This is a genomic window from Komagataeibacter oboediens, assembly GCF_018491655.1.
Classification (GTDB): Bacteria; Pseudomonadota; Alphaproteobacteria; order Acetobacterales; family Acetobacteraceae; genus Komagataeibacter; species Komagataeibacter oboediens.
The window spans coordinates 103,642-127,478 of the sequence record NZ_JABLUU010000006.1; the positions used below are offsets into that span (position 1 = coordinate 103,642).

At 60.9% G+C, this 23,837-nt stretch carries 18 protein-coding genes; 10 read left to right on the forward strand and 8 right to left on the reverse strand.

Annotation, left to right across the window (positions count from 1 at the left end; all coding sequences use genetic code 11):
- Positions 1-120 precede the first annotated feature (120 nt).
- Positions 121-351, forward strand: a complete 231-nt coding sequence (locus tag HNO79_RS07330) for a hypothetical protein (RefSeq protein ID WP_232275569.1) — start codon at positions 121-123, stop codon at positions 349-351.
- Positions 352-439: 88 nt separating this feature from the next.
- Here the strand turns inward: HNO79_RS07330 and HNO79_RS07335 are convergent, their stop codons facing one another.
- Positions 440-736, reverse strand: coding sequence for a hypothetical protein (locus HNO79_RS07335; protein ID WP_010513368.1), 297 nt, complete (start codon positions 734-736; stop codon positions 440-442).
- 676 nt (positions 737-1,412) lie between these two features.
- On the opposite strand from HNO79_RS07335, the gene HNO79_RS07340 reads away from it, so the two are divergent.
- The 4 genes from HNO79_RS07340 (at position 1,413) to HNO79_RS07355 (ending at position 5,777) form a co-directional block, all read left to right on the forward strand.
- A complete protein-coding gene (locus HNO79_RS07340; protein WP_244987459.1) occupies positions 1,413-1,988 on the forward strand; it encodes a hypothetical protein in 576 nt (191 codons plus the stop codon).
- A gap of 139 nt (positions 1,989-2,127) precedes the next feature.
- Positions 2,128-2,436 carry a hypothetical protein gene (locus HNO79_RS07345; RefSeq protein ID WP_214165076.1) on the forward strand — a complete coding sequence of 103 codons (309 nt, stop codon included), beginning with the start codon at positions 2,128-2,130 and terminating at the stop codon, positions 2,434-2,436.
- A 94-nt stretch (positions 2,437-2,530) separates the two neighbouring features.
- A complete protein-coding gene (locus HNO79_RS07350) occupies positions 2,531-2,998 on the forward strand; it encodes a hypothetical protein (RefSeq protein WP_010513363.1) in 468 nt (155 codons plus the stop codon).
- A 430-nt stretch (positions 2,999-3,428) separates the two neighbouring features.
- Positions 3,429-5,777, forward strand: coding sequence for a mechanosensitive ion channel family protein (locus HNO79_RS07355; protein WP_244987471.1), 2,349 nt, complete (start codon positions 3,429-3,431; stop codon positions 5,775-5,777).
- A 17-nt stretch (positions 5,778-5,794) separates the two neighbouring features.
- Here HNO79_RS07355 and HNO79_RS07360 read toward each other — a convergent pair whose 3' ends face one another.
- The 3 genes from HNO79_RS07360 to HNO79_RS07370 all read right to left on the reverse strand — a co-directional run bounded on the left by HNO79_RS07360 (position 5,795) and on the right by HNO79_RS07370 (position 9,738).
- Positions 5,795-6,433 carry a hypothetical protein gene (locus HNO79_RS07360; protein ID WP_214165077.1) on the reverse strand — a complete coding sequence of 213 codons (639 nt, stop codon included), beginning with the start codon at positions 6,431-6,433 and terminating at the stop codon, positions 5,795-5,797.
- A gap of 240 nt (positions 6,434-6,673) precedes the next feature.
- Positions 6,674-8,056 carry an Nramp family divalent metal transporter gene (locus HNO79_RS07365; RefSeq protein ID WP_214165125.1) on the reverse strand — a complete coding sequence of 461 codons (1,383 nt, stop codon included), beginning with the start codon at positions 8,054-8,056 and terminating at the stop codon, positions 6,674-6,676.
- Between the two features lie 530 nt (positions 8,057-8,586).
- Positions 8,587-9,738, reverse strand: a complete 1,152-nt coding sequence (locus HNO79_RS07370) for an acyl-CoA dehydrogenase family protein (protein WP_214165078.1) — start codon at positions 9,736-9,738, stop codon at positions 8,587-8,589.
- A gap of 261 nt (positions 9,739-9,999) precedes the next feature.
- Between HNO79_RS07370 and HNO79_RS07375 the strand changes: the two genes are divergently transcribed.
- A complete protein-coding gene (locus HNO79_RS07375) occupies positions 10,000-11,046 on the forward strand; it encodes an aldo/keto reductase (RefSeq protein WP_214165079.1) in 1,047 nt (348 codons plus the stop codon).
- Between the two features lie 261 nt (positions 11,047-11,307).
- A complete protein-coding gene (locus tag HNO79_RS07380; protein WP_244987460.1) occupies positions 11,308-12,648 on the forward strand; it encodes a hemolysin family protein in 1,341 nt (446 codons plus the stop codon).
- A gap of 20 nt (positions 12,649-12,668) precedes the next feature.
- On the opposite strand, the gene HNO79_RS07385 is transcribed toward HNO79_RS07380, so the two are convergent.
- The 3 genes from HNO79_RS07385 to HNO79_RS07395 all read right to left on the reverse strand — a co-directional run bounded on the left by HNO79_RS07385 (position 12,669) and on the right by HNO79_RS07395 (position 18,137).
- Positions 12,669-12,860: a hypothetical protein gene (locus HNO79_RS07385; RefSeq protein WP_010513355.1), complete on the reverse strand. Its 192-nt coding sequence runs from the start codon at positions 12,858-12,860 to the stop codon at positions 12,669-12,671.
- Between the two features lie 72 nt (positions 12,861-12,932).
- The gene (locus HNO79_RS07390; RefSeq protein ID WP_214165081.1) at positions 12,933-17,084 is read right to left on the reverse strand and encodes a tetratricopeptide repeat protein; all 4,152 of its coding nucleotides are present in this window, start codon (positions 17,082-17,084) and stop codon (positions 12,933-12,935) included.
- A gap of 99 nt (positions 17,085-17,183) precedes the next feature.
- Positions 17,184-18,137: a hydrogen peroxide-inducible genes activator gene (locus HNO79_RS07395; RefSeq protein ID WP_010513353.1), complete on the reverse strand. Its 954-nt coding sequence runs from the start codon at positions 18,135-18,137 to the stop codon at positions 17,184-17,186.
- 144 nt (positions 18,138-18,281) lie between these two features.
- Between HNO79_RS07395 and ahpC the strand changes: the two genes are divergently transcribed.
- The 3 genes from ahpC (at position 18,282) to HNO79_RS07410 (ending at position 22,120) form a co-directional block, all read left to right on the forward strand.
- Positions 18,282-18,845: an alkyl hydroperoxide reductase subunit C gene (ahpC, locus tag HNO79_RS07400; RefSeq protein ID WP_010513351.1), complete on the forward strand. Its 564-nt coding sequence runs from the start codon at positions 18,282-18,284 to the stop codon at positions 18,843-18,845.
- 76 nt (positions 18,846-18,921) lie between these two features.
- The gene (gene ahpF, locus HNO79_RS07405) at positions 18,922-20,511 is read left to right on the forward strand and encodes an alkyl hydroperoxide reductase subunit F (RefSeq protein WP_214165082.1); all 1,590 of its coding nucleotides are present in this window, start codon (positions 18,922-18,924) and stop codon (positions 20,509-20,511) included.
- 217 nt (positions 20,512-20,728) lie between these two features.
- Complete coding sequence (locus HNO79_RS07410) at positions 20,729-22,120, forward strand: NAD-dependent succinate-semialdehyde dehydrogenase (protein WP_214165083.1); 1,392 nt, start codon at positions 20,729-20,731, stop codon at positions 22,118-22,120.
- Between the two features lie 70 nt (positions 22,121-22,190).
- Here HNO79_RS07410 and HNO79_RS07415 read toward each other — a convergent pair whose 3' ends face one another.
- Positions 22,191-23,756 (reverse strand): glucoamylase family protein, encoded by a 1,566-nt coding sequence (locus HNO79_RS07415; RefSeq protein WP_214165084.1) that lies wholly within the window; start codon positions 23,754-23,756, stop codon positions 22,191-22,193.
- Positions 23,757-23,837 lie beyond the last annotated feature (81 nt).

Below are 23,837 nucleotides of genomic sequence, written 5' to 3' on the forward strand. Positions count from 1 at the left end.
GCCATCGGCCCGAACTTATGTTAACATCTGGCGTTGGGTGCATGTGGCGGGCTGCCACCGCACCCTTCACAAACCTCGTGACAGTTCCAGTACCCACCATGCAGATGCAGGGAGATGGACATGACGACGTCAGATCACACCGTGAACAATCAGGAACTTGAACTGCGGGCCATAAACCTGTGGAACAAACAGCATCCCGACCGGCCGTGGCGGCGGTTAAGCAACCTTCATCGTTATCGCAGGACAACGCATGCGCTGCAGGGGATTCCGGCCTTTCCTGAAGAACAGGCGCAGTTCCGGTTTCTTGCTTCGCATGGCATGGGTCTTTCGCAAGGTGAAAGCCGCGGGTGACACGGGGACGGCGGGGGTCCTGTTGCCCCGGTTTTACATGTGAATGAATGGGGCGGGTACGGTCACGTGTCCGCCCCATCATGCATGTTCAGTGCAGGGCGGAAGGGCTGCGCAGGGTCTGGTGATTGGAAGACATGCCCGGACTGTCGGGCGTATTCCCGGCTGGCTGCCGTGTCAGCGGATGGCCCGACTGCCGCGGTGCAGGTGCGGCCTGTTCCGGCAGGGGTTCCGTCTTGCGTGAATACGGCTGGGTGCGTTCTATGGTGGAAGGCGAATTGGACCCCGGCTGGCTTACGCTTTCATCATGTGGATGATGCTGCGCCATGGCGGCGGGGGATATGACCAGCAGCACGCACAGCACGACAGGTGCATGAAAGTATCGCATCACGTCGTATCCTCTGAAGATGGCTGGATGGGATGCAGGGGGCAACGGCCGGCCCGCCCGGCGGTTTGGTTGCGGCGTTTCATGCACCCCCTGTCCATATCGCGCGGCGCTACGAACAGTTTCGGCCCGATGGATATCTTTATTGTAATATGAAAGGAATTACTGTCGCGCATGAAGTGGGCGGTGCATCATTCCATTTTAAATTTATAATTATTTTTATAAAGATACAATTTGAAACTTTTGTGAAAACCGACACGTTCATGCCCGGCGTCATTCGTGGTGAATGCGGGATACGCAACAGTTCCAGGTAAAGCCGAAATGATGCATCAGATCCGGAGGGAAAACGCTTTCACCACATTGGTGCGGTTACGACGCATGTAATGATGGGAGAACGAACATGCCAAACAGACTATCCCAAAAAAAGGACTTCTTTGATTCGGAGTTCTGTCAGCATAAGAATTTCTGGCAAAAGCGGAAGGTTTCTGTACTGTCTGACATGGTATTTGATCTTCATAACAGGAAATTCGCCAGACAGGTCAGTCATGTTGCGACAAGGCACCCGGTCCGGAAAATACTTGTCACCTCGGTTCAAGTTCCCCGGCGGGACAGAAAGCTGCGCACGGTGTTCAACCGGTTTCGGAAAACACGGCACAGTGTTGATTTCGCTACCGCCCGCATGATGCAGGGGAAAGGAAAGTTCAGTAATATCAATACGGCCCTGTCACAGGTCAACCTGCCGGATTATGACTGGGTTATCGTGACGGATGATGATGTGGACCTGCCACCGCGATTTCTGGACATGTTCATTCCGTTATGTGAAATCATGAAGCTGAAAATATCGCAGCCCGCGCACCGTTACCACTCCTATACATCCTTTACGTTCAATTACAGGAAATGGAACAGTATCGCGCGTGTAACGCGATATGTGGAAGATGGCCCGGTCACGGCGTTCCATCGTGATGCCATGGCCTATCTGTTTCCGTTTCCCGAACTGCGCTGGGCATGGGCGACCGATATCCTGTTCTGTCATGAAGCGCACAAGCGCAATCATAACGTCGGTATTGTCGATTATACGGCCATTGAACACCTCAAGCCCGCAGGCAATGATTATTCCGTGCGGGAGGCCATGACCGAAGCCCGCGCGTTCCTGGCGCGCAAATCACTGCAGCCTGACCGGCAGGAGCTGTTCCGTATTACGGAAATACTGCGCCGGATTGACCATAACTTCCTGAATTGCGATATCATGGTATAAAATGGTTGTATGTGCATCCTGTGACAGGAAATGGTCGGCTGTGCATCAATACTGGCCGTCTTCCTGATTTCCCTTTATGGCGGTTCGCATAAGGGCACCCATGCAGCGACGGTGCCCGCCATGTTACGAAGGACCGACCATGCCCCCATCGCACGATGATATCCTGTCCCCTGCGGAACAGGCGCAGCTGGGCGTGCAGATCTGGCAGAATGCCTTCTGTGCCGCACTGCTTGACCTGGATGACGCGCAGCGCGGGAGGCTGCTGGCCCGGCTGGACCGCCTGCGCCAGACGATAGCCCACGGCAAGAATACACCCAGCCGCGTCAATACCCGTGCGGCGCAGGACCATGCCCTGCATGTGGTGGGGCAGGCAATGGATCAGGCGGCGGACCGTACGCCACCCCTGCGTGTGCCGCTGTGGTGCCGGGACATACCCGATTGTGACTGATCGTGCATAAGCATCTTTTCCATGTCACTGATTGTCTATTATGGAGGGCGACCCCATTTTAGCATTGTAATCATGATGGAAAAGAGGACTGGGCGTGATTGATCGTGTTCTGCAGGGGATGATGCTCCATCACATGGCGGCCAATGGCGGTTCGGCCGATCTGGCGCCGGAAGACGACGCGGATGCGGAGCGCTACGCCAGAAACCTGCTTGATCTGGAGCTGCAGGGGCTGACCAAGGGCGGTGTCACCATTACCGACAGGGGGTTGCGCATTACCGGCGACAGCACCCTGACCAATGCGGGCCTGGCCTATCTGGACCGGCCGAATGACGTGCATATGGTGCTGGATGGCCCTGCGACCGTAAAGACCCTGCACCAGCGCATCGCGGGGGATCCCACGCTGTCGGATACGGAACGGCACGACCTGGCGCAGTCGCTGGACGACATGCACCCGCTGGCGCTGAAGGCCTTTGGACAGGAACTGATGGAACGCGCGGTGGCGCGGGGCGCGGATACGATACCGCTACTGAAAAAACATACGGCCCTTAAAGGAAGCCGGTGACAGGCTGCTGCCCCTGCATGCCGGGGCAGGGGACTGAATTCGCATGCCCGTACGGTGATATTCATTCTGAAACCAAATATAAGAAAAAATGCATATAAATTTAATACATAAGTCTTATTTCAATAAAAACTTAACATAGTAAATAAAACTCCCCTGCCGCATGTAAGTTGCAAAAAGGTAGATTATTTATTGCATATCAGGTCGGCTCCCCCGTATCTGCGCTTTTACTGTCATCTCTGCGATAACGCACGATATCTGTCTGAAATGGCCAGTGATGTCGCCATGTTTACATGGCTGCCCGTGCCGGTCAGGCAGCCGGGATGGAAGGGGAAAGATGCGGCACTTTACCAGGACCTGTCAGCGTAGAGGCAAGGGACCTTCGTTGCTGGCGCTGTGGCAGGTTGCCGTTGCGGGACTGTTTGCCCTGTGCATGGTGGTCGCGCCAGCGCATGGCCATGCCGCCGATGCCGATGCGGCGCAGGGCATGACCCGTGATCAGGCCCGGCAGGTGCTGGCCGTCATGAATGATCCGGAAAAACGCGCTGAATTCGCCAGTACGCTATCGGCCATCGCGTCCCAGCTTCCGTCTGCCCCGGTTGCGCCTGCAGCCGCCCCCGCGCCCAAGGCTTCTGCAGATGCTTTGGCGGTTGAACCCGATACGCTGGGCAGCGACCTGGTGCAGGACATGGCAACCCTGCGTGGTCGGCTGATCGTACAGGCCCAGCATTTCGTGGCCCTGTTTGGTGATCTGGTATTCGTGGTGCACTGGACCCATACCATTTTTGCCGATCCGCAATCGCGGGTCATCCTGTTTGACGCTGTCGGGCGGGCGACCCTTATCCTGCTGCTGGCGCTGGCGGCGGAACATGGCTTTTCCCTGCTGTTGCGCAAGCCATTGCTCAAGGTGACCGAACGGGCGGTTGCGACCGAACGCCGCCTGAACCTGCCCGATACCCGGACCGAGCCGCCTGCGCCAGTAGCCCCGGCGGCCGCTGCCGCGCCGCAGGACAACGAGGCACAGACCCGGCAGGTCGACATGCAGGCGCAGCACGCGACGCTTCGCCTGCTGGCGCGTGTGCCCTATTCGCTCATGCATCTGCTGATCAAGCTGTTGCCGGTGGGGCTGTTCTTTGCGCTGGGCACCAGTTTTGCCTACCTGCTGACCACAACGCATCAGGCGATGCTGGTCACGCTTACGCTGACCAACGCCTATGTGGTCGCGCGCGTGGTCTATCTGTTGATGGAAACGCTGTTCGTGCCCCATTCGCCCGCCATCCGCCTGTGCAGCGCCAGCGACCAGACGGCCTTCATGGTCACGCACTGGCTCAATTTTCTGGTCGCCGCGCCATCGGTGGTGGTGTGCCTGTCCACGCTGGGCGGAGTGTTTGACATGCCCGCGCGCGGGACGGAGGCAATCATCCGCTCCGTCGTGCTGATCGAACATGTACTGGTCGCCATTTTTACCTGGCGTGTCCGCAGGCATGTCGCACTGGCGCTACAGCCACCGGCGCGGTTGCTTGCGCAGCCTTTCTGGATGTTCCTTGGGCGCCTGGTCTATCTGTGGTGGGTGCCGGCCATGTTCTTCAACTTTGCCCTGTGGCTGATCTGGGCCACGCATATCCAGGGCGGATATGCGTGGATCATCCGCACGGTCATCCTGACCACAACCGTCGTGATCGTGTCACGTCTGCTGTCGGTCGTGATCTATAACCTGCAGAACCGGCTGTTCCATGTCTCCCCCGCGATGGAGGCGCGTTATCCCGGCCTGCAGGCGCGGGTGAACTATTATTATCCCACGTCACGCAAAATCCTGTCATTCCTGATGTTTTTTGCATCCGCCACGCTCTTCCTGCAGGCGCTGGGGCTGCCCGCCATCCATTTCCTGTTTCATGGCAGGCTGGGGCCGAAGATCATTGGCGCGATGCTGTCCGTCCTCGTCGCCTATACGGTTGCGATCATCACGTGGGAGGCCGCCAATGCGGCCCTGCAGGGACAGATTACCCGGTTTGAACAGTCATCACAGACGGGGCGCGCCAGCCGGCTGCGCACGGTCCTGCCGATTATCAAGACCGTTCTGCTGGCGTTGATCATCATCATCGTGGCCGTTACCACGCTGTCACAGATCGGGATCAATGTGGCGCCACTGCTGACGGGTGCGGGGATCATGGGTGCTGCCATCGCCTTTGGCGCGCAGAGCCTGGTGAAAGACTTCATCACAGGCTTCTTCATGCTGGTGGAAAATGCCATTCAGGTGGGCGACTGGGTTACGGCGGGTGGCGTGTCCGGCACGGTCGAACACCTGTCGATCCGTACCCTGCGGCTACGTTCGGTCAATGGTGACCTGCATATCATCCCGTTTTCGGAAGTGTCGTCCATAGCCAATACATCGCGTGACTACAATCTGGTGGTGGTTGATTTCATGATCGACCTCAGTCAGGACACGAAACAGCTTTGCGCCATATTACATGAAGAACTGGAACTGATGCGCAAGACCCCGCGCTACGGGCACCTCATCATGTCCGGGTTCTCCTTTCTGGGCATCGAGCAGGCGGATGGAAATGGCGCCCGCTTCCTTGGTTCGGTGCGGACCATGCCGGGCGCCAAATGGACGGTCTATCGGGAATATTACAGCCGTCTGGCCGTGCGTATGAATAATGAGGGCATTAAATTCCCGGTGCCCAGTTTCCTGAACCTGCTGGGCAATGGCCCGGGGCCGGATGGTCTGAAGGTATCAGCCGCCGTATCGCCCGCGCCCGGACCGCACGCGCCGCAGGCGTGAGTATTACGGGGGCGGGGTTACGGGCCCGCGGCCAGCCCCGTTGCCGATGACAGGGCCGTGCCGGCATTGACGAACAGGCCCTTCAGCGGAATGTTGCTAATGGATCTGAAATAAAGCGGGGGCCATCCGGGTATGCCGTCCGAGGCAACCAGCCGGTAGATGTGGAGCGTTGCTGGCGCAGGGGTCGGCACCGCCCCGGCAGGGGAACGTACGGCCTCAATCAGCAATAACGTCGGCGTATTGTCAATCCGGGCGGTCGCGAACGACAGCGCGGCAAGGGCGTCGTCACTTGTGTGCGGTGTATCTGTCAGATGGTCGCGCAGGCTGCTGTCCCTGCTTTCGGGCAGCGGATCGGCCCCGATAACGCTCTGTCGTCCGTCCGGTGTCACGGCCGTGACAAGAAAGACGTGGTAGCCCCATGCGTTGCCATTATCGCGCCATGCCCGAAATATGGATATTTTTGTTCCCGCCGGAATGTCCGGCTGGTCCTTTGGCAGTGCCCCCGGCGGAAGGGCCATTACATTTGTACCGTCATGGAGCGTGATGGGCGCAAGGTCGGCAGGTAGCCCGGAAACGGGGGCGGCAACAGCGGCAGAAGCCGTGCCTGCAATGGCCAGTATGACGGTCATTATTGTATGAACTGACAGCTTTATCATGGATTGAATCCTGATGCCCGTATCTGTTCAGCCATACAGATCCAGCAGGGCGGGAACAACCAGAATGACCATAATGCTGACAGTAAAATGTTTCCGTCTTTGTTATCCCGGCTGTGAGGAGGTGTAATCGTCAGGTCATTAGGAATTCCAACAGTTTGCCTGCGGTACATGCTGTCTGTGGGGATATATCCGGTCGGCTGCGAATACCATGACACAGATGGACATGCCGTATCCACAGGATCAGGGCGATGGAAAAACCGTATCGAACAGCAGTTTGGAGTTCAGGACCACGATAATGGCCGCGATCAGCCACGATACCATGGCAAGGGGGCGGGAAATGACGAATGTCCCCATTTTCTGCCGGTCGGATACAAACATGACCAGCGGAATCACCGCAAAAGGTAACTGCAGGGACAGGATCACCTGACTGGCCAGCAGCAGGTCACCCACGCCCCTGTCGCCATAAACGGCCGTGACAATGACAACCGGCACGATGGCCAGCCCACGTGTCAGCAGCCTGCGCGCCCAGTGGGGAATGCGCAGCCGAAGGAACCCTTCCATAATGATCTGGCCCGCAAGTGTGCCGGTAATGGTGGAATTGGTACCTGCCGCCAGCAGCGCAACCGCAAACAGGGTGGAGGCAATGCCCATGCCCAGCACGGGCGACAGCAGGCGGTAAGCATCTTCCAGTTCCGCGACATCCTGATGGCCGGTAGTATGGAAGGCAGCGGCCGCCACGATCAGGATCGCGGCATTGATGAACAGCGCCAGCATGAGCGCAAGCGTGCTGTCCCATGTGGCCCAGCGTATGGCGTCCTGTCGTCCCGGTATGGTGCGGGGAAAGGCGCGCGTCTGCACGATGGAGGAATGCAGGTACAGGTTATGCGGCATGACCGTCGCCCCGATAATGCCAATGGCGATATACAGCATTTTGCTGTTGGTCACGATCCGGGTGGAGGGCACGAACCCTTTCAGCAGGGCAGCGATGGGTGGACTTGCGGCTACGACCTGCACCGCAAAACACAGGGCGATGATGCTGAGCAGCCCGATAATGAATGCCTCAAGGTACCGGAAGCCCCGGTTCATCAGGAACAGGACAAGAAAAGCGTCCAGCACGGAAATCAGGGCACCTGCCAGTAGGGGAATGCCAAACAGCAGTTGCAGCGCCACCGCCGTGCCAATGACTTCCGCCAGATCACAGGCAATGATCGCCAGTTCACAGGCCAGCCACAGGATAATGTTCACGACCGGCGGGAAATGATCGCGGCATGCCTGCGCCAGATCGCGGCCGGTGGCGATGCCAAGCCGCGCCGACAGGGACTGCAGCACGATCGCCATAAGGTTGGACAGCATGATGATCGACAGCAGCGTATAACCGAACTGCGCGCCGCCCTGCAGGTCGGTGGCCCAGTTGCCAGGGTCCATATACCCGACGGACACCATGTATCCCGGCCCCACGAACGCCATGAACCGGCGCAGCCATGATGCGCTGGCGTCTGGCACGCGCACGCTGGCGAACGCTTCGGGCAGGCTGTTGGTGTCAGGTTCCCCCGCCCTGGCAAAACGCCATCCCGTGGATGAAGAGGAAGGGGAGGTCGGGGGTGTTGGTGGCGTCATGGTCATACTCAATCGTATCCGCCCTGAATATGCAATATGCTATATGACATTGCACAGGGAAATCTTATCAGCCGGTGCCATGGTCAGGCGATTGCGGAGTGTCAAAGAAAGATATGGGATTTTCTAAAAATCATGGTTAATTTCAAAAATACAATGGAAATATTTTGCATTTCTCATTAAATAATATAAATTACCAAACAACATTTTATGTTTTACTTGTGTCGTGTAAGCAGAGCATTTCATGGACTTGAGACGATGAGGCAGGGGTTCTGGTATGGCTTTTTTTCAAAACGCTCCGATCCATGCTGTCACGCAGGACCGATGACCGAAGGAAGGGCGTCAATCCTGTCCGAAAAGCGGAAGGCATCCTTCAGGCTCCGGTGCATCACGTCATGTCCAACGTAAATATCGCACCTAATGCTTATGTAGCCGGGATATTCTGTCCGCATGTCCTTGATATGCCACTATCTATGGCGCGGATCAGGGGAACAGCGTGCATCCTTTTGGGCGAAAAGGCGCGCAGTCGCTGTCCCTCCTCACGTCAGGGCCACCTTGCCAGCCGCCGCCAGCGCCACGTCCGCCTGTGGCGTATGGATACGTGCGCACAGTACATTGCGAAAATGACGTTCTAGCGGATTGTCCTGATTGAGTGCCGGATTGCCAATCGCCGCAACCCCCAGTTCCACGGCCCTGATGGCGTTTTCCGTCACGACGTATTTGGCCAGATTGGCCTCCGTGCCGGGATAATCACTGCTTTCGGTTCGGTCGAGCGCACCAGCCAGTATGCTGCGGTTGGTCATTAGCAGCGCGTCAATCTGCCCCAGCAGGGTATGAAACCGCGGCAACGTGGCCAGCGGTCGGCCCAGTGCGGTCGGCACGCGGACATGCAGGAAGGAGATCAGCCAGTCGCGGGCGGCGCGGGCAACGCCATCATACAGGGCTGCAATGGCCAGCGCGTGGCCGATAACCAGCGTGCCATCGTTACTGTGCCACTGATCCGGCGCCCGCAGGTCAACCAGCGCCGTTTCGGGCAGTTTGACATCTTCAAATACGAAAGTATGGCTGCCTGTGGCGCGCATGCCCATCTGGTGCCAGCTTCGTTCAATACGTATGCCCGGCGCATGCAGGTCAACCAGTACCTGCCCGACCCGTGGCTGTGCCTCATCTGTCGCGACCCATACCATTCCCCAGCGGAGCGCGGTTGACCCGGTTGAATAGATTTTTCGCCCGTTCAGCACCGGCCTGCCTGAAGTCAGCGAAATGCGTGTCGCAGGCAGGCCGCCGCGCGACGGGGTGCCAAGGTCCGGCTCGACCCGCAATGCATTGATCAGTGCACCATCACGCAGGGCGGTTTCAATGACCTGCCGCCGCGTGGTTTCGGGCCAGCTGGTGGCGCGTGCGATCAGGGCATGCTGCAGGAAATGCATGGCCAGTATCAGCGCCGTAGATGGATCGCCCGTGGCCAGTGTGCCCGTCACATTCACGATCTGCCTGATTCCGCCGCCCTGTCCACCATCCGCACGTGCTACGGTCAGGCCAGTCAGGCCTGCAGCGCGACAGTCATCAAGGTTGTCCATGGCAATTTCGCCAGACCGGTCATACGCGCCCGCGCGGGGGGCGAAACGTGCCGCCAGCGCGTCCAGCGCCTGCTGTGTCACGGCGGGGGGCGGGGGAAGTGGTGAACCCATAGTTCAGATGTCCTTGCAGCGGTTATCCGTGGCGGATCAGGGTATGTGGACTTCATCATCATGAAACGGCAGGCGCAAGGCATGTCGTCTATCGTGATCGGCCCCCGGCCCGACAGTCCGGCGATCATCTGGCATGCGGACAGGAAAGCGCGTCCGTGCGGTTGCGTCATGCGGAGGGGGTTGCAAGTATGGCGGCCCGTCATGCGGCGGTGCGGGCCATGCACGCGCCGCCTCCTTTTTTTCAGACCGCAGGTTTTTGACATGAAGCAACGTGAACTCGGGCGTACCGGTATCAGGGTCAGTGAAATCTGCCTTGGCACGATGACCTTTGGCCAGCAGAACACGGAAGCCGAGGGACATGCCCAGCTTGATATGGCCCTGGCGCATGGCATCAATTTCATTGATACGGCCGAACTTTATTCCATTCCCCCGCGTGCCGAGACCTATGGCGCGACGGAGCGGATTGTCGGAAGCTGGCTCAGGGCACGTGGGGGACGTGAGCGGCTGATCATTGCCAGCAAGGTGGTCGGACGCGGAACCATGCCATGGTTTCGTCCCGGTGGGGAAGAAACGCGCCTGACACCGCAGCAGATCCGCCACGCGCTGGACGGGTCGCTGCAGCGACTGGGTACGGATTACATCGACCTTTACCAGTTGCACTGGCCCGACCGGAAAGTTGGCCTGTTCGGGGCAGGGGGCAATACGTTCACCACGCCGTCCGATGCGGATGAGGTGCCGATTGCCGAAACACTGGGCGCGCTGGCCGATCTGGTGAGGGAAGGCAAGATCCGCCATGTCGGCCTGTCGAACGAAACTGCATGGGGCCTGTCGCAATATCTGGCCGAAGCCCGCAATGGCGCACCGCGCGTCGTGTCCATCCAGAACGCCTATAACCTGCTGAACCGCACGTTCGAAATCGGGCTGGCGGAAATGTCGCTGCGCGAGGGCGTGGGCCTGCTGGCCTATTCCCCGCTGGCGCAGGGCTACCTGACCGGAAAATACCTTGATGGTGCCCGGCCCGCCGGTGCGCGCACGACCCTGTTCAATCGCGGGCAGCGATATGAAAAACCGGGGGTGGATGATGCCATCCGTGCCTATGTCGCACTGGCGCGCGAACATGACATCGACCCGGTCCAGCTTGCCATCGCCTTTGTCACATCGCGACGGTTCGTGACATCCAACATTATTGGCGCGACCAGCGTGGCGCAGCTTGAGACCATTCTGGGGGCGGAAAACGTGACCATTACCCCCGAACTTGAAGACAGGATCAATGCGATCCATCAGGTCCATTCCAACCCTGCGCCCTGATCCTTTCCCGGCACCGCCTTTTAATCCAAAGGCGGCGTCACCCGATGCTGTCTGAAAAAAATCTTCGTCAGAAAACTTCATCCCGATGGCCGGAATGATCAGCCGCCGTGAGTGTCGTCCTATGGCGGGATCATGCCTTTTTTATCAGCATCCCGGGACAAAGTATAAATGACAGGGATGATCCTGTCTGATTAAACATATCTGTACAGACTTATAAAATGACATGCTATATTGTCTGCCGGTCATTTTATGGGTGTTCCGGTGATTTTGTTTTTTTCTGGCCTGATTGCGCTTGTTCTTCTGGTCGCGCTGAATATTTTCATTTCACTTTCCGAAATATCATTTGCGGCGGCGCGCGATGCGCGGCTGCGGTCCCGCGCCGAGGCGGGTGATGAACGCGCCACCGCGTTCCTGAAGCTGCGGCGCAACAGCGGGCAGGTCATGACCGTCCTGCAGATATGCCTTAACGGTGTGGGCGTGCTGGGCGGCATGATCAGTTCGGAAATGATCGCGCCCTCCCTTACCCATGGGCTGATGGGGTGGGGGCTGCCCCGTTCCACGGCGGAAACGCTGGCCACCCTGTTCGGTTTTGTGCTGGTGACGGGCCTGTTCGTGCTGTTTGCCGACCTGCTGCCGAAACGCGTGGCCATGAACGCGCCGGACAAGATCGCGCTGGCTGTCGGCTGGTTCCCGGCGCTGGCGCTGAGGCTGCTCTATCCCATTGTCTGGGTGTTTTCCAAACTGTCCGACGCCATCCTGCGGGCGCTGAAGATCCCGGCGGCCTCGGCTGTTGAACCTGTCACGCCAGAGGACCTGCGCGCCATCCTTGCCGCAGGCACGGCGTCCGGTGTCCTGCTGGAACAGGAACACCAGATGATCCAGAACGTGCTGGGCCTGCAGGACCGTTCGATCACATCCGCCATGACGCCGCGCGATGAAATCGTGTTCCTCGATCTGCAGGAAACCATCGAGGAACAGAAAACCAAGGTCCGGGCCAAGCCCTATTCACGCTATCCCCTGTGCAATGGCGGGCTGGATAATGTCGTCGGTTCCATCCGCGCCGAGGACGTGCTGGCGGCCGTGGTGGACCGGGACCCGGCGGAAGTTTCCCCGCCGGGACCGCAGGGCGTGCTGTCCAGCGGGAATGCAATTTTCCGGGTGCGCCGGGATGTCCTGTCCGTGCCCGAGACGATCAACCTGTGGGATACGCTGGCGCAGTTTGACACGCATGGCGTGGGATTTGCGCTGGTGGTGAACGAATACGGGCTGGTCGTGGGGCTGATTACCTTCAAGGACATCATGGGTGCGCTGATGGGCGGGCTGGCCAACCCGTTCGAGGAACAGCTGATCGTGCGCCGGGACGCCAATTCATGGCTGATTGACGGTGCCGCTTCCATCGGTGACGTGCGACGCGAACTGGAGGCCGCCGATCTGGATGAAGGCGGCCCCTTTGATACCATCGGCGGGTTTGTCATGCACCGCCTGCGCCGTATGGCGCGCAAGGCCGACCGCGTGGATACGCTTGGCTTCCGGTTTGAAGTGGTTGATGTGGAGGGCTTCCGCATCAACCAGCTTCTGGTCACCCGGCTGACCGGGGCGTAACCACGCCACGGGCCGCAGGATTACGGCCCGCGCATGCCGCCGCCCATATAGGGACCCCGTCCCGGGCCGCCGTACCCGGTGCCATATCCCCCGCGGCCATAACCGTCATCATGTGGGCCACGGTGATGGTGGTGATAGCGACCGCCATCGTGGCAGGCCGCAACGGACAGGCCGATGGCCAGAGCGCAGAGCAGTTTGGTGATACGTGTCATGTTTGCCTCCTGTAATCGCATGACAACGTCACGGCGGCGCGAAGGTTTGGGCGAAACGGCCCGCCATTCCGCCTAACGGCTGCTGCGTTTCCGGACGATCCGGGTATGCATGGCGCGGACTTTCTTCAGAATGGGCTGGAACGTGGCGCGATCTGTCTGTGCAAGGTCGGTCAGCAGCGATGTGGCTTCATGCACCGTATGCAGCGCCCCATCGTATTCCTTGTAGGTCATCAGGTACTGCGCAAGGTCAAGCAGGCACTGCGCAAGCCGCGGGCGGAATTCCTGCGGGTGGTCCGTGGCAAGGGTGCGATACAGGGAAAGTGTCTGTTTCAGCGCAGCTAGCGCAGGGTCCAGCTGTTCCAGCCCGTTATGGCATAGAAAGACCTTGTACAGGCTGTCCGCGTAACCGGCACGGTACCGGGCCGGATCGGCATCATACAGCCCGGCGTAGATGGACGCCGCGTCCTGCGCGGATTGCAGTGCATCCGCCAGCTGGCCCTGCCACTGATATGTGCACAGCAGGACAAGGAAGCGGGCCAGATCGGGCCGGAACCGTTCGGGTCGTGCCGCATCCAGCTTGCGGTACAGCGCCACGGCGTCGTGCATGCAGGTCAGAAAATCATCGCGGCCCGTTACCAGCTGCCGCAGCCGGGGCAGGGCCTGCAGGCACTGGGCAAGGGCGGACGGCTCCACATCATCCGGGTCATGTCCGGCAATCCTGTGAAATACGGCCATGGCGTCCTCGGCCGCCTGTAGCGCGGCCTTATGCTGGCCCAGTGTTTCATGCAGGGCTGCCGCACGGGTCAGGTTTGCCGCCAGCGCGGGTTCGTGCGCCTCCATGCCAGGCAGCAAGTCGGGCGGAGCGTTTTCGATCAGCGCGCGCAGCAGGGCTACGGCACGATCAGTGGAGGCCAGCGCGCTGTCGGCCTGCCCCAGCTGCATCTGGCACACGGCAAGCATGCTGTGTTTCCTGGCCAGTTCCCAGCCAGAGTGCGGCTCCCCCCTTTCAACCAGCTGTTCATGGATGGCGAGCATGGCTTCGACGATGCGCCGCATGTCATCATACCTGCCAAGGGCCCTGTAGATATGGGCCAGTATGTCCATGCTTCGCGCCAGTGCGGCATGGCGGGCGCTGTCATCAATGATCTGCTGGTCCAGACGGCCGTGGTGGATGGATATGGCGTGCTGGATGACCTGTAACGCCGCCGCGGGCTGCCCGGTCTCCACCAGCTGGTGCGCCATGGTCTCCAGCGTGCTGATCAGGGGCGGGGTGAAGGTTGCCGGGTGCCTGTGGGCAAGGGGCTCAAGGCAGTCGATGACCTCACGGTACAGCACCATGCATTGCGCCGCAGGCTGCCCGTCCCGCCTTGCGACATAGGACAGCGTCTCCAGCGCTTTCCTTACGTCCCCGGCAAATGTTTCCGGGTCCAGGGCGGCCAGTTTGGTCCTTATGCGCAGCCCCTCCCGCCATGGTGCGAGGGAGAGTTCATGCCGGCCCAGTTCCATCTCCAGCCCCGCACGCCATATCAGGATCGTACCCAGCTGCGCGCGCTGCTGCATGTTGTCCGGGTTCCGCGCCACGATGTCACGTTGCAGGTCAAGCATCTGCCCCAGCATGACGGTCAGGTCATGCATATGGCTGGTGCCCGCCATCAGGTCCGCCAGGTCGCTGAATGCGTCAGACAGGGCGGCGTGGACAGCATCGGGATCGCGCCGGGCCAGATCCATGTATAGCCGGACCGCGGCGGTGGCGCTGCGGATCGCGTCCTCGATCCGGTCATGCCTTTTCTGGTGGTGTGACAGGGCCATAAGGCTATGGGCCAGCGGGCGTGTGAACCGTTGGGCGTCGTTGTGCGCCAGAGCGGTGTACAGGTCGGCGGCTTCCTGCGCCGCCTGCATGTTTTCTGCCGACAGGACCGGGTTGATGGGCGACATGTCCGTGCTGAACGTGACCAGCGTGCGGGCCAGCGTGGGACGGAATACCTCTGGCCCATCTTCAGCCAGTGCCCGGCACAGGCGCACGGCTTCCCGCAATGCGTGATATGCCTCTTTTCCCCGGTCCATGGCGTTCTGACAGCGTGACAGGGTGATCAGGCTGTCCACGGTTTCCGGCATGCCCGCGTCGTGCCGTTGTTCCGTGATGGCGGTCTGGAGTGAGAAGGCTTCTTCAATGGATTTCAGCGCGGCAGCATGCTGGGACAGCTCAAGCTGACGGAGGGCAAGCTGATGCAGGCTGCCCGCAAGCGCGGGGCGGAATGCATCCGGGTGGCCGTGGGCCAGCGTGGTGTACAGGATAACTGCATCCAGCGCCGTCTCGCGCGCATCGTCATGCTGCTGCATGCTGGCCTGACACGATGACAGCAGCACGAGAGCTGCCGCCAGCCCTGGCTGAAATGTCACCGGGCTGTCATCCGCCAGAATGGTCAGGATGACGATGGCGCGGCGCACTGTTCGCATTGCCGCTGCAGACTGCCCCAGCGCATGCTGGCTGCGTGCGACCTGAAAAAGCCCTGCTGCCCGACCGGGGCGGAAGGTTCCGGGATCATCATCGGCCAGCGCGGTGTAGGCCGCCAGCGCCTGCCGCGCCATGGGCAGGGCCACAGCCGGATTGTCCAGCCCGTTCTCATAGGCTGCGATGTCATGCAGGGTGGCGGCCAGCGCGGGACGAAATGTAGTCGGGTCCCGTGTCGCAAGGCGGTTGTGGACCGACAGCACATCCTGCGCCGCCCTACGTGCCGCGCCGGCATGCCACAGGTCCGCATGGCGGTGGAACAGGGCGGTCAGGACACGGCCCAGTGCAGCCGACTCCTCCCCACCATCACGCAGGGACGTGGCCAGCCTGTCCACTGCGTCCAGCGCGGTGGTTCCGGCCACCGCACCATGGCGGGGCAGGAGGCAGGCAAGAAGCCGGAGGGTATCACGCTCCTGTCCGCACAGGTGCAGCAGGCGGTCCAGCCACGCGATGGGCTGCGGGCCATCCGTCCTGTCCCACAGGCCATGGCAGGCACGGCTTATGCCCGCGACCAGCGGCAGGCGCACCTGCGGGCACGCCCACAGCCGGTCCAGCGCTGAGGTCCCATCGGGGGCGAGCAGGTGTAGCCCAAGCGCCCCGGCGACCAGATCGGGCAGGGGGACGAGCATGCACCCGTCATGCCCCGGCTGGACCAAACGAAGGGCATGCAGGCATGCATCGGCCACAGTAACGGCGGACAGGGACGTGGGCGGCTCATCCGCAATGTCGTGTTCTGCCACCTGCCGCAGCACGTCCGGGGGCAGCCCGCCACACAGCAGGCTGATGCCAAGCAGGTGCAGCGCCCGTGGCCATACGGTTTCGGGCACGTGGCCATCGTGCCAGATGGCCCTGATGCGCCGGATTTCTTCATTGACCACGCGCGACAGGAGGGAGGGAACATCCAGCGTGCGGGCGACCAGCAGCCCTTCGCGTGCCGCGACGGTTCCCAGCGCGGTCAGGAACAGGGTCGATCCCTCACGCGCAAGACTGTCCAGCCTGTGGCGCAGCATGCGTGCGGTCTCGGCGGGCGGGGCCTTGCCCACCGTTGCACGATAGGCGGCGCTAAAAACCGCATATTGCGCGTCCATGTCGGTCAGGGGGGCAAGGTCGGGCCATTGCGCGGTGGACAGCATGGCAGGCAGGGTGGCCGTCTGCGCATCATCGGGTCCGAAAATGTCATTGACCCACAGCGTATCCAGCCCGGCGCGTTCCAGCAGGACAATACGGAACGGGTGGACCGCGTGGGGCTGGTGGCCCAGTTCGTGCAGCCAGGCGCGGATGGGCGTAGTCAGGCTGGCAGCATTGTCGATGATGACCAGCGTGGGCTGGTGCCACACGGTCGTGAAGGGATCATCGTTAAAAACATGCGCGCACGCGGGCGACAGGAACCCCGCCATCCAGCCCTGTTCACGCGCGCGGGCAGCCAGTTCCATGCCCAGCCGCGTCTTGCCCATGCCCGGCCCGCCGGTCACGATCTGGACGGATACGGCCTGCGTCGTGTCCGCCATCCACTGGCCAAGCGCATGAAGTCGCGCCCTGTGCCCGTAAAAGGGGATGTCATGGCCGCGGCCGGGAGGCAGGGCAGGGTCCGTGTCGAACGTCAGGCGCACGTCATGGCTCATGGGGGACGCCGTGGGCGTGGCGCCATTGCGGAGTATTTTCAGGACCGTGTTTCTGGTCCGGGACTCAGGCATGCGAGGGCGACGGCTCATTGCCTGAATATATCCATGGATAAAAGGCGCGATAAGGATTCTTTACATATGTCCCGGCGCTGCATGGTCCTGAAAAAACGCCTGCCCGTAACGCAAGGTTCAGTCACGCGGGGCGGGGGCGGATGATACGGTATCGACCGGCGTGCACCCTTCGGGCGGGTTGTCACGCAGGAAGCGGGCGAATTCACTGAAGGCCGGGCCACGTGGGTCGGACGTGCGCCAGACAAGGCCGATCGTGCGATAGGCTGACGGAAGCGCGGTCACGGTGATCAGCCCCTCCCATGCGGCCCGGTGGCGCAGGGCGAGACGGGGGATGAGGGAATATCCCTCGCCCGCGCCGATCATGTGCCATAGCATTTCCAGGCTGGTGGCCAGACGCGGCTGGTCGCGCTGGGGCGGCATGCCACACAGCGTCAGCGCCTGATCACGCAGGCAGTGCCCGTCTTCCAGCAGCAGCAGGTCCGGTCCCCGCAGGTCGGGCATCGCCAGCGTCCTGCGTTGCGCCAGCGGGTGACCGGCGGGAAAGGCGGCAAGAAAGGGTTCGCGGAACAGGGGCGCGCATTCGAACCCGTCCCCACCGACCGGCAGGGCCGCGAATACCACATCCAGTTCATCATGCCGCAGCATGCGCAGCATCGTGTCCGTCAGGCTGTCGGTCAGCTGCAGCTTCAGCTGCGGATAAGCGCCGCGCAGCAGCGGCAGCAGGTCGGGCACGTAATAGGGGCCAAGCGTTGCAATGACCCCCATGCGCACCAGCCCCTCCAGCGGGCCGGTGCGCACGCGCGCGGCCTCGATCATGGCGCGGGCGGCGGCCAGCACGTCGCGCCCCATCGCGATCAGGCGCGCGCCATCGGGGGTTACGGTCACATGGCGGCGGGAGCGTTCAAACAGCACAACGCCCAGCAGGGATTCCAGCTTGCGCACCTGTTCCGACAGGCCGCCCTGGCTGACGCCGCAGCGTTCGGCCGCGCGGGAGAAGTTGCGCAGGTCATCCACCGCCACCACATATTCGATGTCGCGCAGCGACAGGCCGGAAAGGGGAATATAGCTCATGTCTATAGATAGGACCGATTTCGGGGTGTTTGTAAAAAGGTTTTTCCGATCACACCCATTGACAGAAACGGTTTCTCCCCATTTCGTGTTTGTGGGACAAATGGCCCGTCAACACCTGACAAGCCAAAGTAAGGAGCATTCCGCATGGCACGCATTAATTCATCTCTGAAGCCGTTTGAGACAGACGCTTTCCACAACGGAAAGTTCATCAAGGTGACCGATGCCGATGTGAAGGGTAAATGGTCCGTATTCTTCTTCTATCCGGCGGATTTCACCTTTGTCTGCCCGACGGAACTCGAAGATCTGGCTGACAATTACGAAGCGTTCCAGAAGCTGGGCGTGGAAATCTACTCGGTTTCGACCGACAAGCATTTCACCCACAAGGCATGGCACGACACGTCGCCGGCCATCAGCAAGATCAAATACGTCATGCTGGGTGACCCGACCGCGCACATCGCACGTAATTTTGATGTGTATATCGAGGAAGCTGGCGTGGCTGACCGCGGCACCTTCCTGATCGATCCGGAAGGCAAGATCCAGTACATCGAAATCACTGCCGGCAGCGTGGGCCGCAGTGCCGCCGAACTGCTCGCCAAGATCGAGGCTGCGCAGTATGTCGCCTCCCACCCGGGTGAAGTCTGCCCCGCGAAGTGGAAGGAAGGCGGCAAGACGCTGACCCCGTCGCTGGACCTCGTCGGCAAGATCTGACGCCCATGGTCATGGTCCGGCCCTGCGGGGCCGGGCCAGCCATGCCACCTTTTCCCAAAGAGCGGAGTCCATTCCTATGTTGCAAGATCCCATCAAGACGCAGCTCAAGGGTTATCTGGCCAGCCTTGCGCACCCGATCGTGCTGGAGGCCAGCCTGGATGACACCCCCAAATCGCGTGAGATGCACGAACTCCTGCACGAGGTCGCCGCCCTTTCGGACAAGGTGCAGGTATCCGAGGCAGGTCAGGCTACCCGCCGCCCCAGCTTTGTCATTCGTCGCGATGGCACGAAAACGCAGGTCACGTTCGCCGCCATTCCCATGGGGCATGAATTCACGTCTTTCGTGCTGGCCATGCTGCAGGTCGGCGGTCATCCACCCAAAATCCCCGATGACGTGGCGGCCCGGATCCGCGCCCTGCCGGGACAGTACAGTTTTGAAACCTACGTCGCCCTGTCATGCCAGAACTGCCCCGATGTGGTGCAGGCGCTCAACGCCATGTGCGTGCTGAACCCCAACATCCACAATGTCACGATTGATGGGGCGCTGTTCCCTGATGAAGTCGCCGCGCGCAACATCATGTCCGTGCCGCAGGTGTACCTGAATGGCAAGCTGTTCGAGACGGGGCGCCTGGAAATCGAGCAGATACTGGCCCTGCTGGATGCCGACGCCCCCCGGCAGGCCGCCGAAAAGCTGAAGGACATCGCGCCGTTTGATGTCCTGATCATCGGGGAAGGGCCCGCCGGGGCATCGGCTGCGGTCTATGCCGCGCGCAAGGGGCTGCGCACCGGGCTGGTGGGCGACCGTTTTGGCGGGCAGGTCATGGATACCGCAGGCATCGAGAACTTCATCTCGATCCCTGAAACCGATGGCCCGAAACTGTCTGCGGCACTCGAGGCCCATGTACGACAGTACGATGTGGACATCATTTCCGGCCAGCGTGCAAAGGAACTGTTTCCCGCACCCCAGCCCGGCGGCCTGCATGGCGTGGTGCTGGAAAATGGCGCGGTGCTGCATTCCCGCACGGTCATACTGGCGACGGGCGCGCACTGGCGGCATCTGGGCGTGCCGGGTGAGGAAGAATACCGCAATAAAGGCGTGGCCTACTGCCCGCATTGCGATGGCCCGTTCTACAAGGGCAAGCGCGTGGCCGTGGCCGGTGGCGGCAATAGCGGGGTGGAAGCGGCAATTGACCTTGCGGGTATCGTGGCCCACGTGACGCTGCTGCAGCGCGGGTCGCACCTGAAGGCGGACAAGGTGTTGCAGGACAAGCTGCATACCCTGTCCAACGTCACGGTCCTGACCGAAGCCCTGACCACCCGGATCGAGGGCAATGGCCGCAACGTGACGGGCCTGACCTATCGCGGTGGCGATGGCGCGGACCATCATATCGATCTGGAAGGGGTGTTCGTGCAGATCGGCCTACTGCCCAATACCGGCTGGCTGAAGGGGACGCTGAACCTGAATGACTTTGGTGAAATCATCGTGAATGACCACTGCGCCACATCTATCCCCGGTGTGTTCGCGGCGGGGGATGCGACAATCACGCCTTACAAACAGATTGTCATTGCCGTGGGCGAAGGGGCGACGGCCGCGCTGTCTGCCTTTGATTACCTGATCCGCGTGCCTGCGCCCGCGCCCGTGCCGGAAAAGCTGGTTACGGCCTGATGATCGATCCGTCCGTCCCGACCAGATCATCATGAAGCGTTCCGGATGCCGCCTTTTTTAAAAGGCGGCATTTTTCTTATGTGCGAATGCCACGCAACCCGTCTGCCTCCGGGCCGTTTCGCAGGGGCAGGCGGCATGAAGGTGGCGTTGGTCGATAGGAACCGCGCGGCCGCATGAACCACGCCTGTTGCCTCATGATCCCGACGGAGACAGGCCAATGGCGTACAAGACAGTCAATCCGTTTACCAACGAAACCGTTGCAACATTCCCCGATCTGAAGGATGCGGAACTGGCGCAGAAGCTGGACCGCGCCCATGCGACCTACAGGGACTGGTCGAAACTGCCCTTTGCCCGGCGCGCTGCGATTGTGGGCAAGGCCGCTGATCTGCTGCGCGAACAGAAAGACAGGTATGCCCGCCTGCTGACGCTGGAAATGGGCAAGCTGTATCGCGAAAGCCTGGCGGAAGTTGAACTGTCCGCCGATATCCTGCAATATTATGCCGATAATGCCGAAACCTTCCTCGCGCCGCAGAAACTGACGGAAAAAAGCGGGCGCGGGGACCAGGCCATGGTGGTCAGCCAGCCACTGGGCATCCTGTTTGCCATCGAACCATGGAACTTTCCCTACTATCAGCTTGCCCGCGTGGTGGGGCCGCAGTTCATGGCGGGCAACGTGGTGGTGGTGAAGCATGCATCCAACGTGCCGCAGGCGGCGGCCGCCTTTGAACAGCTGTTCCGTGATGCTGGCGCGCCGGAAGGGCTGTACACCAACCTGTATGCCACCCGTGACCAGACAGCGCGCATCATTGCCGATGACCGCGTGATTGGTGTCGCCCTGACCGGCAGCGAGGGGGCAGGGGCCATTGTGGCGTCACAGGCGGGCAAGGTGCTGAAAAAGACCACCATGGAACTGGGCGGTAGCGACGCCTTCATCGTGCTGGAAGACGCGGACCTCGAAAAATCCGTGAAATGGGCGGTCTGGGGGCGCATGAACAATGGCGGGCAGTGCTGTGTTGCGGCCAAGCGCATTATCGTGGCCGAGCAGATTGCTGATGCCTTTCTCGATCGCTTTGCAACCGAACTGGGAAAACTGGTGCCCGGTGACCCGATGGATGAAAAAAGCGGGGTTCCGCCCCTGTCATCGCAAGGGGCCGCCGACCAGTTGAATGAACAGGTGGAACTGGCGGTAAAGAATGGTGCGAAACTCATGCGGGTTGGCCCCACGCCCCCCAACCGGGGCGCGTTCGTGCAGACCGGCATCCTGACCGATATTGCCCCCGACAACCCGGTGTTTCATCAGGAACTGTTCGGGCCGGTGGCCATGTTCTTCCGTGTTCGTGACGAGGCGGAGGCCATCGCCCTTGCCAATGACAACCCATACGGGCTGGGTGGCTCGGTCTTTACGTCCGATCCGGCGCGCGGCATCCGGGTGGCGGAACAGATCGAAACGGGCATGGTCTATGTCAACCACCCCACATGGACCACGTCCGACCTGCCTTTTGGTGGCGTCAAGCGCTCGGGCTTCGGTCGGGAACTGTCCTCCATGGGTATACAGGAATTCGTCAACAAGAAGCTGATTGACGTCGTGCCGATCGATGCGGGTCCGTAAAAGATGTTTCCGGTGAAGCCGTATTGTTTTTCCAGGACCGGATGATTCTAAAACCTTTCCGTTCAGCCCGTTACGACGGGTTGGCCGGGGCGGCTGGTCCCCGCGTGGCATCAGGTGCCGGTGCGGCGGTGGGGGCGGCCGGCGCAAGCTGCGACGTCCGGGTGTCGGGCGTGGCGGCCGTGGCCACGGCAGGCAGCCATCCCCCTTCAAACCCTGCGCGTTCCAGTCCCGCGCGGATATAGGGATTGCGCTTCATGACAGCCCATACCAGCCCGCTGCGCCAGTTTTCGATCATGAGCAGGATCGGCCCCTGGTCGATGCCCAGATATTCCCTGTCGGTCCAGAAGGTCTGTCCGTTGCGGAAACTGGGGTTGAACGCATCGACGAAACCGTAATGGCCGTAAATATTCTGCCCGTATCTGTTTTTCATGTTGCGCAGCGTCGGCAGTACGATTTCCGGCGCGAATGCAATCGACCCGGCAGCAGCGGTGGGGGCTACGGTGCCATCATCCTGCGTGTAGTCACGGCCCGCGCCACGGGCGGAATAGGACAGGAAATGCCGCGACTGCCCGTCAATCTGCCGTGTGACATCACCGGGACCGTCACATGCGGTCAGGCCCCACATCGTGGCACTGTAATCATGCCATTTGCCGGGGTTGGCAATGGCATAGGCCTGCTGGGCGTAGACGGCGCGGCGGCTGTTTTCAAAATAGTCGATCTGTTTTTCACGCGCCCATGCATCCCGCACGCCACGGAAATCGATCCATGCATGGGTGTACTGGTGGCCGAACAGGGGGGCGAAATTCAGGAAGGTCTGTCCGTAATAATCCCCCCAGCGCTGGTTGTTCGTGGCCAGCCACGCCTGCCATGACGTGGGCGCAAGCGCATGGGTGGGCGACCCCAGGCCAAGGATGTAGGCCATCATCCCCTCGCTGTAGCCTTCCCAGTAGCTGGGAATGAAGCCGTGTTCGGGACTCCATCCCATGCTCAGCCGGTTGTCGGGGCGGGTCATCCACTGCCAGTTGACGCGTTTGTACAGCTGGTCCGCCAGGGTACGGATCTCGGTTTCCTGCGGGGTATCGCGATCGAAAAAGGACTGTGAAAACAGCACGCCCTGCATCAGCAGCGCTGTGTCGATGCTGGACAGTTCGATATCATGGCTGAATCGCAGTCCCGTGTCCTTGTTCAGGAAGTGATAGTAAAACCCCTGATACCCCATTGCCCCGTCTGCCGTGTCGTTCTGGGGTCCATCCATAAGGTAGCGCAGGGTGGCAAGCGTCCGTGTCGCGGCCTGCGTGCGGGTGACATAGCCCCGGCTGACCCCGATGCCGTAGGCCGTCAGACCGAACCCGATGGAGGCCACGCTGCTCAGTGTCTGGGGGGATGGGTACCGGTCTGGCACCAGCCCGGTCTTTGGATCGCCTGCATCCCAGAACCAGCGGAACGTCCGCCGTTCCAGATCGTTCATGAGCGCAGTATCCGCAGTGCTGGCAGCGGCATGAACAACGGATGGCACCGCCGCCGCGCTGGCCGTTACGCCATCGGCCGCCCGTGCGGACAGGGTGGGGGAGGATGAGGCAATAATCAGGGCTGACAGGATGGCACGCGCGTGCCGCCCCCTTGGTCGAGAATGCAAAACCCTGTCTCCCGCCCGTTGCCGTTCGGCTTTTATGAATTCAGATTCGGGCCGTGGCAATATCCCGGCAGGCATCCGGAG

Coding starts and splice junctions, on each gene's coding strand:
- HNO79_RS07330 (WP_232275569.1), top strand. CDS start 121: ATGACGACGTCAGATCACACCGTGAACAATCAGGAACTTGAACTGCGG.
- HNO79_RS07335 (WP_010513368.1), bottom strand. CDS start 736: ATGCGATACTTTCATGCACCTGTCGTGCTGTGCGTGCTGCTGGTCATA.
- HNO79_RS07340 (WP_244987459.1), top strand. CDS start 1,413: ATGATGCAGGGGAAAGGAAAGTTCAGTAATATCAATACGGCCCTGTCA.
- HNO79_RS07345 (WP_214165076.1), top strand. CDS start 2,128: ATGCCCCCATCGCACGATGATATCCTGTCCCCTGCGGAACAGGCGCAG.
- HNO79_RS07355 (WP_244987471.1), top strand. CDS start 3,429: ATGGTGGTCGCGCCAGCGCATGGCCATGCCGCCGATGCCGATGCGGCG.
- HNO79_RS07360 (WP_214165077.1), bottom strand. CDS start 6,433: ATGATAAAGCTGTCAGTTCATACAATAATGACCGTCATACTGGCCATT.
- HNO79_RS07365 (WP_214165125.1), bottom strand. CDS start 8,056: ATGACCATGACGCCACCAACACCCCCGACCTCCCCTTCCTCTTCATCC.
- HNO79_RS07370 (WP_214165078.1), bottom strand. CDS start 9,738: ATGGGTTCACCACTTCCCCCGCCCCCCGCCGTGACACAGCAGGCGCTG.
- HNO79_RS07375 (WP_214165079.1), top strand. CDS start 10,000: ATGAAGCAACGTGAACTCGGGCGTACCGGTATCAGGGTCAGTGAAATC.
- HNO79_RS07385 (WP_010513355.1), bottom strand. CDS start 12,860: ATGACACGTATCACCAAACTGCTCTGCGCTCTGGCCATCGGCCTGTCC.
- HNO79_RS07390 (WP_214165081.1), bottom strand. CDS start 17,084: ATGAGCCGTCGCCCTCGCATGCCTGAGTCCCGGACCAGAAACACGGTC.
- HNO79_RS07395 (WP_010513353.1), bottom strand. CDS start 18,137: ATGAGCTATATTCCCCTTTCCGGCCTGTCGCTGCGCGACATCGAATAT.
- ahpC (WP_010513351.1), top strand. CDS start 18,282: ATGGCACGCATTAATTCATCTCTGAAGCCGTTTGAGACAGACGCTTTC.
- ahpF (WP_214165082.1), top strand. CDS start 18,922: ATGTTGCAAGATCCCATCAAGACGCAGCTCAAGGGTTATCTGGCCAGC.
- HNO79_RS07410 (WP_214165083.1), top strand. CDS start 20,729: ATGGCGTACAAGACAGTCAATCCGTTTACCAACGAAACCGTTGCAACA.